The organism is Streptomyces sp. NBRC 110035, assembly GCF_000829695.1.
Lineage (GTDB): Bacteria > Actinomycetota > Actinomycetes > Streptomycetales > Streptomycetaceae > Streptomyces.
Genome location: NZ_BBNN01000044.1, coordinates 35936 through 51050, shown reverse-complemented (window position 1 = coordinate 51050; position 15115 = coordinate 35936). Strand labels below are relative to the sequence as shown.

The following is a 15115-nucleotide window of genomic DNA, read 5'->3' as shown; positions in this document are numbered from 1 at the left end:
ACCCTCGGTCATGCACCCACCTGCACCGCTGCGACGCGAATGCGCCCCCCAGCGCGCCCCAAGAACCTCTAACGCGCCCTCAACTGCCATGGTAGATGCGCTGATACCTTCGGAACAGCGGGGTCGATTTTCAGCCAATTCGGAGAAGTGAGAACACCCTCGAACACGCTCCGTACAGGCTCTGCGCACCGCCCGGCGGTCGCGCGGCCCGGGAGGCGGAGTGCGCCTCCCGGACCGTTCCGCCGCCCGCGGGGATGAAGGCGACGGCGTCCCCCAGCCCGCTGGATCCAGTACAGCGGGCCGACCCACGCACGGACCATGGAATCGCTCCCGCGACGACCGAAGGAGAGCGCACGCACGGGCGCACGGCCACACGCCGGGAGCATGCCGCAACTGCGCGTATCGGACCCGCACTCCAGTACGGACCACAATCCCGCCATCCGGAAGAATGCCCCTTAACGCTTGGGATGCGGCGAACTACGCTGGGTTTACGAATGCCGCACGGTTATGCCAGAGCGGCAGCCGTCTGTGTCGAGGGGTGGCGCATGTCCAGGGAGCTACGCGGGCCGAACGAAAAGCTCGGCACCGTTCTCGCCCTCGCGGGTATCTCCAACGCGGGCCTCGCGCGGCGCGTCAACGACCTTGGCGCACAACGCGGGCTGACCTTGCGCTACGACAAGACGTCGGTGGCGCGCTGGGTGTCGAAGGGCATGGTGCCGCAGGGTGCGGCACCGCACCTGATCGCCGCCGCCATCGGCCAGAAGCTCGGCCGCCCGGTGCCGCTCCACGAGATCGGCCTGGCGGACGCGGATCCCGCGCCCGAAGTCGGCCTGGCCTTCCCCCGGGACGTCGCACAGGCGGTGAAGTCCGCCACCGAGCTGTACCGGCTGGACCTGGCCGGCCGCCGCGCGGGGTCCGGCGGCATCTGGCAGTCGCTCGCCGGATCGTTCGCAGTGAGCGCATATGCAACGCCCGCCTCGCGCTGGCTGATAACCCCGGCCGACAGTTCGGTCGCGCGCGAGGTGAGCCCCGCGGAGGGCTCCGGCGCACCGGCCAGAGTCGGCCACAGCGATGTGCGCAAGCTGCGTGAGGCCGCCGAGGACGCGCGCCGCTGGGACTCCAAGTACGGCGGCGGCGACTGGCGTTCGTCGATGGTCCCCGAGTGCCTGCGGGTGGAGGCCGCACCTCTGCTGCTCGGCTCGTACGCCGACGACGTGGGCCGTTCCCTGTTCGGCGCGTCGGCCGAACTCACCCGGCTGGCCGGCTGGATGGCCTTCGACACCGGCCAGCAGGAGGCCGCCCAGCGCTACTACATCCAGGCCCTGCGCCTGGCCCGCGCGGCGGCCGACGTCCCCCTGGGGGGATACGTCCTGGCCTCCATGTCCCTCCAGGCCACCTACCGCGGCTTCGGCGACGAGGGCGTCGACCTCGCCCAGGCCGCGCTGGAGCGCAACCGCGGCCTGGCCACGGCCCGCACCATGAGCTTCTTCCGGCTGGTGGAGGCACGCGCGCACGCCCGCGCGGGTGACGCCCCGGCGGCCGGAGCGGCCCTGAAGGCGGCCGAGGGCTGGCTGGAACGTTCCCGCCCGGGCGACAGCGACCCGGTCTGGCTGGGCTTCTACTCCTACGACCGCTTCGCCGCGGACGCCGCCGAGTGCTACCGCGACCTGAAGGCGCCCCGCCAGGTCCGCCGCTTCACCGAGCAGGCGCTGTCGCGGCCGACGGAGGAGTTCGTCCGCTCGCACGGGCTGCGGCTCGTCGTCTCGGCGGTCGCCGAACTGGAGTCGGGCAACCTGGACGCCGCCTGCGAGCAGGGCGTGCGCGCGGTGGAGGTGGCCGGCCGTATCTCGTCCGCGCGCACCACGGAGTACGTCAGGGACCTCCTGCACCGTCTGGAGCCCTACGGCGACGAACCCCGCGTGGTCGAACTGCGCGAGCGCGCCCGGCCGCTGCTGATGACTCCCGCCTGACCCCGGCCGCCACCCCGGCCTCACGCCGACGTCGCCCCGACGTCGCCCCGACGTCATCCCGACCGCCCCGTATCGGCAGCCTGCCGCAGACCCCTGCCGCTTCCGGGGTTTACGAGCGTTGTCAGTGGCGCAGTGCACTATCGGGACCGGGAGGTGGTGCGGGTGGCGCGGCGGGCATACGACTGCGACGTGCTGGTGATCGGCGGCGGCATCGTCGGCCTGTCGACGGCGTACGCGATCACTCGCGCGGCGCCGGGCACGCGGGTCACGGTGCTGGAGAAGGAACCCGGCCCCGCCCGGCATCAGACGGGCCGCAACAGCGGCGTCATCCACAGCGGCATCTACTACCGCCCCGGCTCCCTGAAGGCGCGGTACGCGGTGCGGGGCGCGGCCGAGATGGTCAAGTTCTGCGCGGAGTACGGCATCCCGCACGCGGTGACGGGCAAGCTGATCGTCGCCACCGGCCGGGACGAGCTGCCCCGCCTGCACGCCCTGGCCCAGCGCGGCCGGGAGAACGGTCTGACGGTCCGTGAACTGGGCGCCGCGCAGATCGCCGCGTACGAGCCGGAGGTCGAGGGCCTGGCCGCCCTGCGCGTCGGCGCCACCGGCGTCTGCGACTACGCGGCGGTGGCCCGCCGGCTGGCGTCCGCGTCCGGCGCGGAGATCCGCTACGGCGCGCGGGTCACCCGCGTCGACCGCCGTGCGGACCTGGGCGTGGCCGCCCTGACCGCCGCCGGGGACGTCGTGCGCGGCCGGGTACTGGTGAACTGCGCGGGTCTGCACTGCGACGAGATCGCCCGCCTCACCGGCGACGACCCCGGCATGCGCATCGTGCCGTTCCGCGGCGAGTACTACGAGCTGGTCCGCCCGGAGCTGGTCCGCGGCCTCGTCTATCCGGTGCCCGACCCGGCGTTCCCGTTCCTCGGCGTCCACCTCACGCGCGGCGTCGACGGTGGCGTCCACGTCGGGCCCAACGCCGTACCGGCCCTGGCGCGCGAGGGCTACGACTGGCGTACGGTCCGCCCGCGCGAGCTGGCCGCCACGCTGGCCTGGCCCGGCTCCCGGCAGCTGGCCCGCCGCCACTGGCGGCACGGCACCGGCGAGCTGCACCGTTCCCTGTCCCGGAGTGCCTTCACCGAGGCGGTCCGCCGGCTCGTGCCCGCGGTCCGGGAGGCCGACCTGGTCCCGGCCCCGGCGGGCGTACGGGCCCAGGCGGTCCTGCGCGACGGCACCCTGGCCGACGACTTCCTGATCCAGGAGACACCCCGCGCGGTCCACGTTCTCAACGCCCCCTCGCCCGCGGCGACGGCGTCCCTGCCCATCGGCCGGGAGGTCGCCCGCCGGGCCCTGACGACCCTCGCCACCCCGGACGGCACACCCCACTGAGCCGGCCACCCCCACCAGCCCCCTCACCCACAGATCACCCACGGAACCGGTCACGAATCCACCCACGCGACCGACCCCGGCCACCCACCCGGCTCCCGGAGCGACGACGGCACCCCCACCCAGCACCCGCAAAACCACCCGCCGGGCCCCGACCACCCTCACCACCCCGGACGGCACACCCCACTGAGCCGGCCACCCCCACCAGCCCCCTCACCCACAGATCACCCACGGAACCGGTCACGAATCCACCCACGCGACCGACCCCGGCCCCGGGGCCGCTCGGAACCGGCCGCATGACCGGCCCGGAGCCGACCGCGGAGCCCTCCGCGCACCCCCGTAAAATCGACAGCACTGTGTCTGACTCCGTGAACACCCCCGCAGCCCCCGCCCCGCACCCCGGGCACACGCCCGGTGTGTCGGTCCGCCGTAACCGGGAGAAGGGCGAGCCCCGTTTCCCGGACGGGCCGAAGGCCGATCCCGCCGGGTCGCACTTCGAGCGCCGGATCCGGAGTTTCCAGCCGCGCCGGAGCCGGGTCACCGCCGGTCAGGCGGACGCGTTGCAGCGGCTGTGGCCCCGGTGGGGCTTCGACGTCGACGGCAGGCAGCGCCTCGACCTCGCCGCCTTCTTCGGCAACGACCACCCGGTCGTCCTCGAGATCGGCTTCGGCATGGGCGAGGCGACCGTGCGCATGGCCGCCGCCGACCCGGGCACCAACGTCCTCGCCGTGGACGTCCACACCCCCGGCCAGGGCCATCTGCTCGGCCTCGCCGACCAGCACGGTGTGGACAACGTCCGCGTCGGCAACGGCGACGCGATCATCCTGCTGTGCGAGATGCTCGCCCCCGACGCGCTGGGCGGGCTGCGCGTCTACTTCCCCGACCCCTGGCCGAAGAAGCGGCACCACAAGCGCCGGCTGATCCAGCCCGCCTTCCTCGACCTCGCCGCGACCCGCCTCGCACCGGGCGCGCTCCTGCACTGCGCCACCGACTGGGAACCGTACGCCGAGCAGATGCTCGAGGTGCTGACCGCGCACCCCGGTTTCGAGAACACCGTGGCGGACGGCGGTTTCGCGCCGCGCCCGGAGTTCCGGCCGCTGACCCGTTTCGAGGGGCAGGGACTGGACAAGGGCCATGTGGTGAACGACCTGCTCTTCCGCCGCGTACAGCACCTCGACCAGCCCGCCGACCGGGTCGACCGGGACGCCGTCGGGACCTGATCCCACCCGGTGGTCCTGCGGGCAGCACCGTTCCCTCGTTAGGGTCAATGTTGTGGCCATCAGCCGTCCCCACCCGACCCGGCCAGCCCCGCGGCACGCGCACTGGTGGCAGCGGTCCTGGGTGCGTTACGGGGCGTTGACCGCCCTCCTCTCGCTCTCGGGTCTGGTCATCCTGGGTCTGGTCCGCGAGCAGACCGGCACGGAGGGCTTCCTGGTCGGGCTCGGCCTCGCCGTGCTGCCGGTGCCGCTGCTCGTCGCCGCCTTCCGCTGGCTGGAGCGCGTCGCGCCGGGCCCCTGGCGCAACCTCGTCTTCGCCTTCGCCTGGGGCGCCTGCGCCGCCGCGCTCATGGCGATCGTCGCCAACAGCTTCGCCACGCGGTGGATAGCGGCGGAGACGGCCGACCCGTCCCGCGCGGACTCGCTCGGCGCGACCGTCATAGCCCCGGTCGTGGAGGAGTCCGCGAAGGCCGCCGCCGTCCTGCTGGTCTTCCTGTTCCGCAGACGCGACTTCACCGGGATCCTCGACGGCGTGGTGATAGCCGGGGTCACCGCCACCGGCTTCGCCTTCACCGAGAACGTCCTCTACCTCGGCACCGCCTTCGGTACCGACCAGCTCACCGGCGGCAGCGGCGTCTCCTCGGTCACCGCTGCGACGTTCTTCGTCCGCGTCGTCATGTCGCCGTTCGCGCATCCGCTCTTCACGGTCCTCACCGGCATCGGCTTCGGAATGGCCGCGCTCGCCACCCGGCGGCGCCGCCCGGTGCGCGTCCTGCTCCCGCTCGGCGGCCTGCTGCTCGCGATGGGTATGCACGCCCTGTGGAACGCCTCCTCGACCCTCGGGGAGTACGGCTTCTTCGCCGTGTACGCGACGTTCATGGTGCCGTCGTTCGGCCTGCTGACCTGGCTGGTGGTGTGGACCCGGCAGCGCGAGCTGCGGACCGTACGGGAGGAGCTGCCCGCGTACGTCAGGGCCGGCTGGCTGACCCCGGCCCAGCCCTACGCGCTCGGCTCGATGCGGGCCCGGCGCATCGCCCGGCGGTACGCACACCGGCACGGCGGCCGGGCCGCTGCCCGCGCGGTGGCCCAGTACGGGGCGTACGCGACGTCGCTGGCGTTCCTGCGTCACCGGGGGCGCCGCGGCCGCGCGGGCGCGGACTTCGTCGTACGGGAGCACGAACTGCTGCGTGGGATGTGGCACCGCCGTGACACGGCCCGCCCGGCCCTGGAGCACGCGGCCCGAGCCATCGCACCGCCCGTCCCGCCCCGGCCGGTGCACGGCCCGTACGGCGTGCCCGAAGCGTACGGGGGACACCGCGTGTACGGCGTGTACGGCCCGTACGGCGCCGTGGACCCCGGTCGCCCGGCGTCCGGGCCGAACCCGTACGCGCACCCGTACCGCCCCTGACACCGCCCCGGAAACGCCGGACCGGCAGTCCTGACGTCGGGGGGGCGTCGTCAGGACTGCCGGGGCTGTGGCTGTGCAGGGCGCAGGATGCGGAGGCCGGCCGGAGCCGGGGTCTCAGACGGTGAGGCCCTTCGACTGCATCCAGGCCATCGGGTCGATGCCCGAGGCGGAACCGGCCGGGTGCACCTCCAGGTGGAGGTGGGCGCCGGTGGAGTTGCCGGTGGAGCCGACGCGGCCGATCACATCGCCGGTGTTGACCTGCTGGCCGACGCTGACGCTGATGGAGGACTGGTGGGCGTACCAGATCTCGGTGCCGTCGTCGAGGGTCAGCACGGTCTTGTAGCCGTACGAGCCGTCCCAGCCGGCGGAGGTGATCGTGCCGGTGTGGACCGCCTTGATCAGCGTGCCCGTGGGGGCGGCGAAGTCCAGGCCCGTGTGCTGGCCGGAGGACCAGTAGGCGCCGGCCTGACCGAAGGTCGAGGAGATGGTGTACGAGGAGGTGGGCAGCGCGTACTGCCTGGCCAGTTCGGCGAGACGCTCGGCCTCGGCCTTCTTCTCGGCCTCCTCCTCCGCCTTCCTCTTCGCGGCGGCGGCCTTCTCCTCGGCCTCCTTCTTCGCGGCGGCGGCCTGCTCCTCGGCCTCCTTCTCCGCCTTCGCGGCGGCTTCGGCGGCGGCCTGCTCCTCGGCCTGGCTCTGCTGCTGCTCGACCTGCGCCATGATCCGGGCGCGCAGCACCTCGCCGGCGTCGGAGGTGCTGCCCTGGTCGGCCTCGTCGGCGACCGTGCCGATGCTGCTGAGCGGGGTGGCGGAGCCCTGGGGGGTTTCCTCGTCCGCGATGAGGGAACCAACAGAGGGAAGGTCCGGCACGGAGATGGAGACCGGCGGCTTGCCGCTCTGTGCGCTGGCCATGCCGCCACCGGCGACAGCGGCTATGACACCGACGCCCAGGACGGTGGAGCTACGGGCGAGGCCTCCGCCGCGCTGCCTGCCGACACGATGACGGCCGCGCACGGGGCGAACGGACTCCGCGGTGGGGTTCCACTCCTCGAAGGGGCCCTCGTCGGTGCGGATGCCGCCGTAGCCGAAGGTGTCGCTGTCGTGCCGGCTCGGCATGAAGGGGGCCTCGGGGGCAGGCCGGTTGGACGCCACGTGGGGCGCACTCCTTTCCTTCCTTCTCGCCTACCGGGTTAGCTGACGGGTTCGGAGCAGGAAGGTCTCCTACGCGCGTATACCGCCCGTGTCTCCACGGGGGCATTCGCGCGATTCACCCCAAGATGTTGGTTCCCCGGTTCCCTTGCGGGATTCGGCGCGTGCGCACGGAGCCGACTCGTGTGACGGCTGGGACGACCGCGCTGCGTTATCGAACGTTAATAGACGCGAGGGCCGTATTCCAAGCCGTTCCTCTTGATCGTTAACGATTTCCGCACGGACTTAAGCGCCACGGCCGGTCAAAACCGGGCGAGTTGACTTCACCGCTCTCGTCACAACCGAGCTGACGGTGCGTCAATTGTTATGCGCAGCGGGGCGGCTCGATCACCCGGCGTGACATCTGCGCGGAAGTACCCCGGGGCGCACTCCTGAAACGGGGCGGACGGAAACGGCCGAGGGCCGGAACCCTTTCGGGTTCCAGCCCTCGGCCTTCAGTAGCGGGGACAGGATTTGAACCTGCGACCTCTGGGTTATGAGCCCAGCGAGCTACCGAGCTGCTCCACCCCGCGTCGTTGTGTTCACCAGCATACGGCATCCGCGGGGCACTCCGCACACGCGTTGCCGCCGCCCTCGCGTCACCGGCCGATCAGATGGCCGTTCGGCGCCTCGGCGGACTCCTCGTGCTCCGGCAGGACGACGACCAGGGCACCCTCCGCCGCCAGTGCTCCGCTGCCGTCGGCGCCCGCCACGAAGGTGTCCGGCTCCCGCCACGCGGTGACCACCCGCCGTACTCCCGCGTCCAGGATCAGCCGGGCGCAGGGCGCCGGACGGGAGGCGCGGCGGGCACAGGGTTCCAGGCTGGAGTACACGGTGGCGGTCGCGAGCCGCGGGTCCGCGGGGTCGGTCCTGGCGAGGGCGGCCTCCTCGGCATGCACCACCGGATCACCGCCCTCGCGGGAGTGGCCCCGCGCCAGCTCGGTGCCGTCTGCGGCGACGACCACCGCGCCCACGCTGAACGCCGTCTCCGAGGGCGGGCACCGCTTCGCCAGTTCGCAGGCGAGGGCCAGCCAGTGGTGGTCGGCGGCGACGGGGAGCGGGCCGGTGCCGGGGGCGGTGGGTTCGTAGCGCATGAGGACGACGTCGCCGACCTGACGGGTCTCCAGCAGCCGCAGCCGGCCGCCCTGGTAGGTGCCGGGGCCGAAGAGACGGGCGGCGTCCGGGTCGCCGACGAAGAGCGGGGCGAGGACCAGCTGGAGCTCGTCGGCGAGGCCCTGGGTGAGGAGCTGGGTGTGGATCAGGCCGCCGCCCTCGACCATGAGCCGCCGGACGCCGTACGCGTCGTACAGGTGTGTCAGGAGGCGGCGCCAGTCGAGCTCGGCGCCGAGGGGCACGATGTCGGCGGCGAGACCGTGGGCGCGGGCGCGTTCGGCGCCCTTGCCGGTCGTGTAGAGGACCTTCGCGCCACCGGTGTGCCAGAACCGCGCCGCCGGGTCCAGGTCGCCCGAGCCGCTGACGGTGACCTTCAGCGGGTAGGCGGGCCGGCCCTCGGCGACCCGGGCGGCACGCCGCTCGGGCGCGTTGACCAGCAGCCGGGGGTTGTCGGCCCGGATCGTGCCGGCGCCGACCAGGATCGCGTCCACCGACGCCCGTACCTCGTCGACCCGGTCGAAGTCCTCCGGGCCGGACAGCAGCAGCCGCTCGGGGCCGGTGTCGTCGAGATACCCGTCGAGCGAGACGGCGGCGGACAGCAGGACGTACGGGTGGGGCATCGACGGCGCTCCTGACGGGGACGGCGGACGGGACGGGACGGAACAGGACGGGGGCCGGGCCGGGCCGGGCCGGGTGAAGAGAGTCTTGCACCCGGTGTGTTCCCGCGCGGTGGGGAAGCCGTACGGTGTGCCACCGCCACGTGCCACCGCCACGTGGCGCGGAACCGTGCGGCGTGGAGACGGCGGTGTACCCGCCACACCCGGCGGCCCCGCCGCACCCGGCGGCCGGCCCGTGCCGAGGGCCCTTCCCCCTCACCCCGTGGGTGTCCTCCGCCCCCTCGTTCGGGTGGTGTCACGGATGGCGGGCGCCCGGGGCCGGATGTGAGCGTGGAGAAGCACCGGGGCCACGGCCCCGGCACGCACCGGCCGCGGCCCCTCAGTCTCCGAAGACGCACCGGCCGCAGCCCTGCAGGGCGGAGAACCCCCACCGAGACGCGAAGGAGCGGTGCCCACCCGGACCGGTCGATCGGATCCCGCTCCGTCCCCGTGCTGTGGAAGGTGGAGACCCGTGGGACATGCCGACACTCTGCTCGCCATGGGCGGCGCGTTCCTCGCCGCAGCGTTCCTCGCCGGCCTCGGCAGCCGGATCGGGCTGCCGACGATCCCCCTCCCTGTTCATGCTCGCCGGCATTCTGCTCGGCCCGCACACACCGGGGCTGGTCCTGGTCGAGGACGCCCGCGACTTCTCGATGCTGTCGGCGCTCGGTCTCGTCCTGCTGCTCTTCCACCTCGGCCTGGAGTTCCACCTCGACGACCTGAGACGGGGCGGCAAACGGCTCGTCAGCGCCGGTGGCATCTACCTGGCGCTCAACGTCGGCGCGGGGCTGGGATTCGGGTTCGCCCTCGGCTGGGGAGCGCGGGAGGCCCTGGTGCTCGCCGGGGTGCTCGGCATCTCGTCCTCCGCGATCGTCACGAAGATCCTCATCGAACTGGGGCACATCAGCCGGCCCGAGACCCGGCTCATCCTCGGTGTCACCGTCGTCGAGGACATCTTCCTCGCCCTCTACCTCGCAGCCCTCCAGCCCGTCCTCAGCGGCGCCCAGGGGATCGGGGACATGGCTCTCCAGGCGTCCAGGGCGTTCGGCTTCCTGACGGTCCCGGGGTTCCGGGGTTCCGGGCGGGGGATCCCTGAAGCGGGATCAGGCCCGTCCCCGCCGGACGACCGTGTACCGGACGGGTGATGACCTCGGTGCACGGGCAGACTCCCGGAGTCGGCCCGATGGTGAAGTGTCGAGTTCTCGAGGGCCGTCGGTTCACTTTTCCGCCCCCGGCGTCGGTGCCCACGACCACCGACGCCCGGAGGCGCTGCTTCGGAGGTGGCGGCCGACCGTCTCACCGTGCTGCCGCCGTTCGGGAAGGAGGAGACGTGCCCCAGTCCGACGACAAGCGCCTCGTCGATCTCGCGGCCCGAATCGAGCAGGACGACCCGGATTTCGCGCGCTCGATGTCCAGCGGGCGGCCCACCCGGCCCCGCGAGTACCGACGCGCACGCGCCTGGTGGGTGCTGGGGACCGGTCTCGTCCTGCTGACCGTCGGCCTGGTCATGCCCGACGGGCTGCTCATCGCGGCAGGTCTGGTGCTCAGCGGAATCGGCGTACAGCTGTTCGACCCGTATCCGCCGCAGAGGGGCGGCCAGGAGCGGCGGCCGGCCCGCTGAGAGCGTGGGCCGCCGGGACCGTTCCACCTTCCCGCGCATCGCTTTGCCTTGTCCTGCGACGTTCTTCCCGGCGCACCCCGATGCGGGGTGCGCTAAAATCTTTATCAAGCGCTTACGCTCTGTTGAGCAGCATTCCGCTCTTTCGTCGAGCGTTGAACTCTGCACGTCGAGTGCCGGGCACCCAGGACGCGGCGTACCGGGTACGCCGCGTCCTGGGTGCCGCGTACCCATGGCCGAGCGTCGCCGACCGGTTGAACCGATGAGAAGAAGAACGGGGGGCGTGAGATGGGTCGGGTGATCTCCGTACGTGTCGACAACGCCGCCCGCGACGGCGTCCCGGATACCGGTGGCGCCCTCTGCCGCCCGAGCAGCCGCCCGAGGCGCTGAAGCGCCCTTCCCCAACTGCGAGCGCCGTCGGCTCCCGGCCCGGCAGCAGCCCGTGCCGCACCCCCGCACCCCCGCACCCTCGGCCCACCCGGCCCGAGGCACCGCGGGAACTTCCCACCCCGTGGGGGACACCCCCGGCCCACCCCTGTCGCCTCTGGCCAGGGCCCCGCCGTCCGACCCCGAAAGCCCTTCCCCAGGCACCCCACCTGCCGTCCCGGCACCCGCTCATCAGGCACAGACGCCGACACCGCACCGATCCACGGAGGTCAGACGCCCGTGCACAACACCACCACCATGCTCATCGAACTCGGAGCGATCATCCTCGCCCTCGGGCTGCTGGGCCGTCTCGCCGGACGGGTGGGCTTCTCCCCCATACCCCTCTATCTCCTCGTGGGGCTCGCCTTCGGCCACGGCGGCATCCTGCCCCTGCAGGCGAGCGAGGAGTTCGTCGCCACGGGCGCCGAGATCGGTGTCATCCTGCTGCTGCTGATGCTCGGACTGGAGTACAGCGCGTCGAGCCTCGTCACCACCCTCAAGACCCAGTACCCCTCGGGCGCCGTCGACTTCGTCCTCAACGCCGCCCCCGGCGCCGTCGCCGCGCTGCTCCTGGGCTGGGGGCCGGTCGCCGCCGTCGCCCTCGCCGGAGTCACCTGGATCTCCTCCTCCGGGGTCATCGCCAAGGTCCTCGGCGACCTCGGGCGCACGGGCAACCGCGAGACGCCGGTCGTCCTGTGCGTCCTGGTCATGGAAGACCTCGCCATGGCCGTCTACCTGCCGGTCCTCGCCGCCCTGCTGACCGGTGCGAGTCTCGCGGGCGGCAGCGTCACCCTGCTGGTCTCCCTGGCCACCGTCGGCGTCGTCTTCTACGTCGCCCTGCGCCACGGACGCGTCATCAGCCGCGCGGTGTCCTCCGACAACCCCGAGATGCTGCTGCTGGCGGTGCTGGGGCTGACCCTGCTGGTCGCGGGCGTCGCCCAGCACCTCCAGGTGTCGGCCGCGGTGGGCGCGTTCCTGGTCGGCATCGCCCTGTCCGAAGAGGTCGCCGAGGGCGCCCACGGCCTGCTGTCCCCGCTGCGGGACCTGTTCGCGGCGGTGTTCTTCGTCTTCTTCGGGCTGCACACCGACCCGTCCGCCATCCCGCCGGTGCTGCTCCCTGCGCTCGCCCTGGCGGTCGTCACCATGCTGACGAAGATCGCCACCGGCTGGTGGGCCGCCCGCCGCGCGGGCATCCTGTCCAAGGGCCGCTGGCGGACCGGCGGCGCTCTGGTGGCGCGCGGCGAGTTCTCGATCGTCATCGCCGGTCTCGCCGTCGGCACGGAGCCCCGGATCGGCCCGCTGGCCACGGCGTACGTCCTGCTCCTGGTCGTCCTCGGCCCTCTCACCGCCCGCTGGACCGAACCGCTGGCCACCCGCCTCATCCGCCGCCGCTCATCGGACACGCCACAGACCACCACCCCGGCCGACCGGTCGGAACCGGCCCACGCGAACGGCTGACCACCGACACGGCGGAGGACCGGACAACCCGCCCGTGGACGTCCGGACCGCCGGAACGAGGCACCACGCCCCCGCCTCCCCCGCCGCCCCCGCTCCCCGGCCCTCACCGCCCGGCCACCGGAATCCGGCCATCGGCGCCCGATCCCCCGGCCCATCGGCCTCGGCGGTGCGAAAATCGACCCGGTACACACTCCTCGCCCGCTGGGGCCCAGGCGCGCCCGCCACCGGTCGCCCCCCACCTGCCGGGCCGGCGCCGGGGAGCACCGGAAGGGAAGCGTCGGCATGGTCGAGTGGGTCGCCCTCGGCACCGGCCCGCGGCCGGTGCCCCAGCCCGTCGCCACCCCGCTGGTGTGGACCGGTGCCTTCGGCGGCGCGTTGGCGGTGGTGGTCCTGCTCCACACGGTCGTCGGCCCGGGCCGCCCCGGACTCACCCTGGCGGCCCTGTCCCTGCTCGCCGCCGTCCTCGGCGGGCGCGCGCGGTTCGCCGCGGCCCCCGGCACGGCGGTCCTGTGCTGGCTGTTCCTCAACGGCCTGGCGATACCGCCCGCAGGCACCCTCACCTGGACCGGCTCCAGGGACACGCTCTGGCTCGGCTGCCTCCTCACGGCCACCGTCGCCGGCACGACCACCGCCCGCCTCACCCACGCCCGCGCGGCCTACCGCCGCCTGACGGCGCAAGCCTGACGGCGCAACCGGGACGAGAAGCCACGGGCACCCGGACCTCGTTGAGGCACATTCCTGCCCCGCAGCCCTCGCAGCCCCGTCGGTCCGCTGTCACAGCGAACGGCCGGGCGGTGTCCTGAGGTCGGCCCCTGAGAACGGCCGAACCTCTGAGACGACGGAGACACCATGCCTGAGAACACCCACGTGGTAGTGATCGGCGGCGGATACGCCGGCGTCATGGCGGCCAACCGCCTGACGCGGCGCGACGACGTGGCAGTGACCCTGATCAACCCGCGCCCGGACTTCGTCGAGCGGATCCGCCTGCACCAACTGGTGGGCGGGTCCCACGACGCGGTCGTCGACTACCGGGACGTCCTGGCCGACGGCGTCCGGCTGGTGGTCGGCACCGTGACCCGGATCGACGCGGCCGGGCGCGACGTGGCGTTGGCGACCGGCGGCACGGTCGGCTACGACTATCTGATCTACGCGGTGGGCAGCGGCAGCGCCGACCCGGGTGTGCCCGGAGCGGCCGAATTCGCGTACCCGATCGCCACCCTGGAGACGGCGGAGCGGCTGCGGCCGGTCATCGCCGCCGCTCCCGCGACGGCCGCGGTGACGGTGGTCGGAGCCGGTCCGACCGGCATCGAGACCGCCGCCGAACTGGCGGAGGCCGGCCGCGCCGTGACCCTGGTGTGCGGTGAGGTACTCGGCCCCTACCTGCACCCTCGGGGCCGGCGCTCGGTGGCCGGGCGGCTGGCGGCACTCGGGGCGAGAGTACTCGAAGGCCCCGACGCGAGGGTGACGGCGGTGACGCGCGGCACCGTACGGCTCGGCGACGGCCGGGAGCTGCCGAGCGAGGTGACCGTCTGGACCGCCGGATTCGCCGTACCGGACCTGGCCGCCCGCAGCGGGCTGAGCACCGACGCCGTGGGCCGCCTGCTCACCGACGAGACACTGACGTGCGTGGACGACGCGCGCATCGTCGCGGCCGGGGACTCGGCGGCCCCGTCGGACCTGCCGCTGCGGATGAGCTGCCAGGCCGCGATGCCGCTGGGCGCACGGGCCGCCGACACGGTGCTGAGCCGTATCGCGGGTGAGCGGCCGTCACCCCTCAACCAGGTGTTCGCCGGCCAGTGCATCAGCCTGGGCCGCCGCGGCGGCATCTTCCAGTTCGCCCACAGGTACGACGTCGCGGTCTGGTTCCACATCGACGGCCGCCCCGGCGCGAAGCTCAAGGAGTTCGTGTGCAGGGGAATCGTGAAGCACCTGTCCGACGAGGCGCGCAAGCCCGGCTCGTACCACCTGCACCGCGTCCCGGGAGGCCCCAGGCGCCGGCAACTGCTGCGGACCGGGCCCGACAGGGCACCGGCCGCCCGCCGGAACGAACCCGCCTGAACGACTCCGTCACCCCCCGAACACCGCAGCGCCCCGACCGTGTTGAACCGGTCGGGGCGCTGCACAGCAGGTCGGAGGGGGTTCCCCCCTCCCCCGCTTCGGTAGGCCCTGTGGGACTCGAACCCACAACCAATGGATTAAAAGTCCACTGCTCTGCCAATTGAGCTAAGGGCCCCAGGCGATGTCGCCCCCACGAGCATAGCGGGACGTGGGCGCGGTGTTGATCGGGTATCGGCGCGTCGGGCCCGGACGGGTTCCGTCCGTATGCGGCAGGGCCCGCACGACGGGTGTCGTGCGGGCCCTGCCGCATCAGTCCGGTGTACCGGGATCAGCCGTTGCGCTTCCAGCGCGGCTTGTCCTCGCGGCGGCCGAAGGAGCCGCCGCGGTGCTCGTCACGACGGCCGTACGGGCGGTCGTGGGAGGCACCGGAGCGGAAACCGGGACGGTCGCTGCCGGGGCGGTCGCCCTGGCGGTCACGGTTGAACGGGCGGTCGCTGCCACGGTGGCCGCCGCGCTCGCCACGGTCGTCGCGGCGGAAGCCGGGACGGTCGCCCTGGCGGTCACGGTCGCGGTTGAAGCCACCGCGGTCGTCACGACGCTCGAAGGAACGGCCACCACGGTCA

10 protein-coding genes, 2 tRNA genes, 2 pseudogenes and 1 riboswitch are annotated in these 15115 nt (G+C 73.1%); of the genes and pseudogenes, 9 read left to right on the top strand and 5 right to left on the bottom strand.

Going from position 1 to position 15115, the window contains the following annotated elements; all coding sequences use genetic code 11:
- Positions 1–545: 545 nt before the first annotated feature.
- From TU30_RS28290 to TU30_RS28275, 4 genes are all read left to right on the top strand, one after another.
- Complete coding sequence (locus tag TU30_RS28290; RefSeq protein WP_042175260.1) at positions 546–1970, top strand: hypothetical protein; 1425 nt, start codon at positions 546–548, stop codon at positions 1968–1970.
- 162 nt (positions 1971–2132) lie between these two features.
- Positions 2133–3356, top strand: coding sequence for an L-2-hydroxyglutarate oxidase (gene lhgO, locus TU30_RS28285; protein WP_370626724.1), 1224 nt, complete (start codon positions 2133–2135; stop codon positions 3354–3356).
- A gap of 353 nt (positions 3357–3709) precedes the next feature.
- Positions 3710–4573, top strand: coding sequence for a tRNA (guanosine(46)-N7)-methyltransferase TrmB (trmB, locus tag TU30_RS28280; RefSeq protein ID WP_234308003.1), 864 nt, complete (start codon positions 3710–3712; stop codon positions 4571–4573).
- A gap of 52 nt (positions 4574–4625) precedes the next feature.
- A complete protein-coding gene (locus TU30_RS28275) occupies positions 4626–5978 on the top strand; it encodes a PrsW family intramembrane metalloprotease (protein WP_234308002.1) in 1353 nt (450 codons plus the stop codon).
- Positions 5979–6092: 114 nt separating this feature from the next.
- Here the strand turns inward: TU30_RS28275 and TU30_RS28270 are convergent, their stop codons facing one another.
- The 3 genes from TU30_RS28270 to TU30_RS28260 all read right to left on the bottom strand — a co-directional run bounded on the left by TU30_RS28270 (position 6093) and on the right by TU30_RS28260 (position 8896).
- Positions 6093–7127: a M23 family metallopeptidase gene (locus TU30_RS28270; RefSeq protein ID WP_042175257.1), complete on the bottom strand. Its 1035-nt coding sequence runs from the start codon at positions 7125–7127 to the stop codon at positions 6093–6095.
- 12 nt (positions 7128–7139) lie between these two features.
- Positions 7140–7297, bottom strand: a riboswitch (cyclic di-AMP (ydaO/yuaA leader).
- 325 nt (positions 7298–7622) lie between these two features.
- Positions 7623–7696: transfer RNA gene (locus TU30_RS28265), tRNA-Met, on the bottom strand.
- 66 nt (positions 7697–7762) lie between these two features.
- Entirely contained in the window at positions 7763–8896 is a 1134-nt protein-coding gene (locus TU30_RS28260) for a dihydrofolate reductase family protein (RefSeq protein ID WP_042175253.1), read from the bottom strand.
- A 508-nt stretch (positions 8897–9404) separates the two neighbouring features.
- Here TU30_RS28260 and TU30_RS28255 point away from each other — a divergent pair.
- From TU30_RS28255 to TU30_RS28235, 5 genes and pseudogenes are all read left to right on the top strand, one after another.
- A pseudogene (locus TU30_RS28255) lies at positions 9405–9993 on the top strand (cation:proton antiporter); the annotation flags it as partial.
- 269 nt (positions 9994–10262) lie between these two features.
- On the top strand, positions 10263–10553 hold the full coding sequence (locus tag TU30_RS28250) for a DUF3040 domain-containing protein (RefSeq protein ID WP_042175250.1): 291 nt from the start codon (positions 10263–10265) through the stop codon (positions 10551–10553).
- Positions 10554–11216: 663 nt separating this feature from the next.
- Positions 11217–12434 carry a cation:proton antiporter gene (locus TU30_RS28245; RefSeq protein ID WP_042175248.1) on the top strand — a complete coding sequence of 406 codons (1218 nt, stop codon included), beginning with the start codon at positions 11217–11219 and terminating at the stop codon, positions 12432–12434.
- A gap of 282 nt (positions 12435–12716) precedes the next feature.
- Complete coding sequence (locus tag TU30_RS28240; RefSeq protein ID WP_042175246.1) at positions 12717–13118, top strand: hypothetical protein; 402 nt, start codon at positions 12717–12719, stop codon at positions 13116–13118.
- 165 nt (positions 13119–13283) lie between these two features.
- Positions 13284–14492 (top strand): NAD(P)/FAD-dependent oxidoreductase, encoded by a 1209-nt coding sequence (locus TU30_RS28235; RefSeq protein WP_042175244.1) that lies wholly within the window; start codon positions 13284–13286, stop codon positions 14490–14492.
- 102 nt (positions 14493–14594) lie between these two features.
- Here the strand turns inward: TU30_RS28235 and TU30_RS28230 are convergent.
- Positions 14595–14667: transfer RNA gene (locus TU30_RS28230), tRNA-Lys, on the bottom strand.
- 153 nt (positions 14668–14820) lie between these two features.
- Positions 14821–15115 (bottom strand): annotated as a pseudogene (locus TU30_RS35740) (RNA helicase); the annotation flags it as partial.

Bases quoted from the DNA above. Each gene is read 5' to 3' on its own strand.
- TU30_RS28240 (WP_042175246.1), top strand. From the start codon at position 12,717: ATGGTCGAGTGGGTCGCCCTCGGCACCGGCCCGCGGCCGGTGCCCCAG.
- TU30_RS28235 (WP_042175244.1), top strand. From the start codon at position 13,284: ATGCCTGAGAACACCCACGTGGTAGTGATCGGCGGCGGATACGCCGGC.
- TU30_RS28260 (WP_042175253.1), bottom strand. From the start codon at position 8,896: ATGCCCCACCCGTACGTCCTGCTGTCCGCCGCCGTCTCGCTCGACGGG.
- TU30_RS28290 (WP_042175260.1), top strand. From the start codon at position 546: ATGTCCAGGGAGCTACGCGGGCCGAACGAAAAGCTCGGCACCGTTCTC.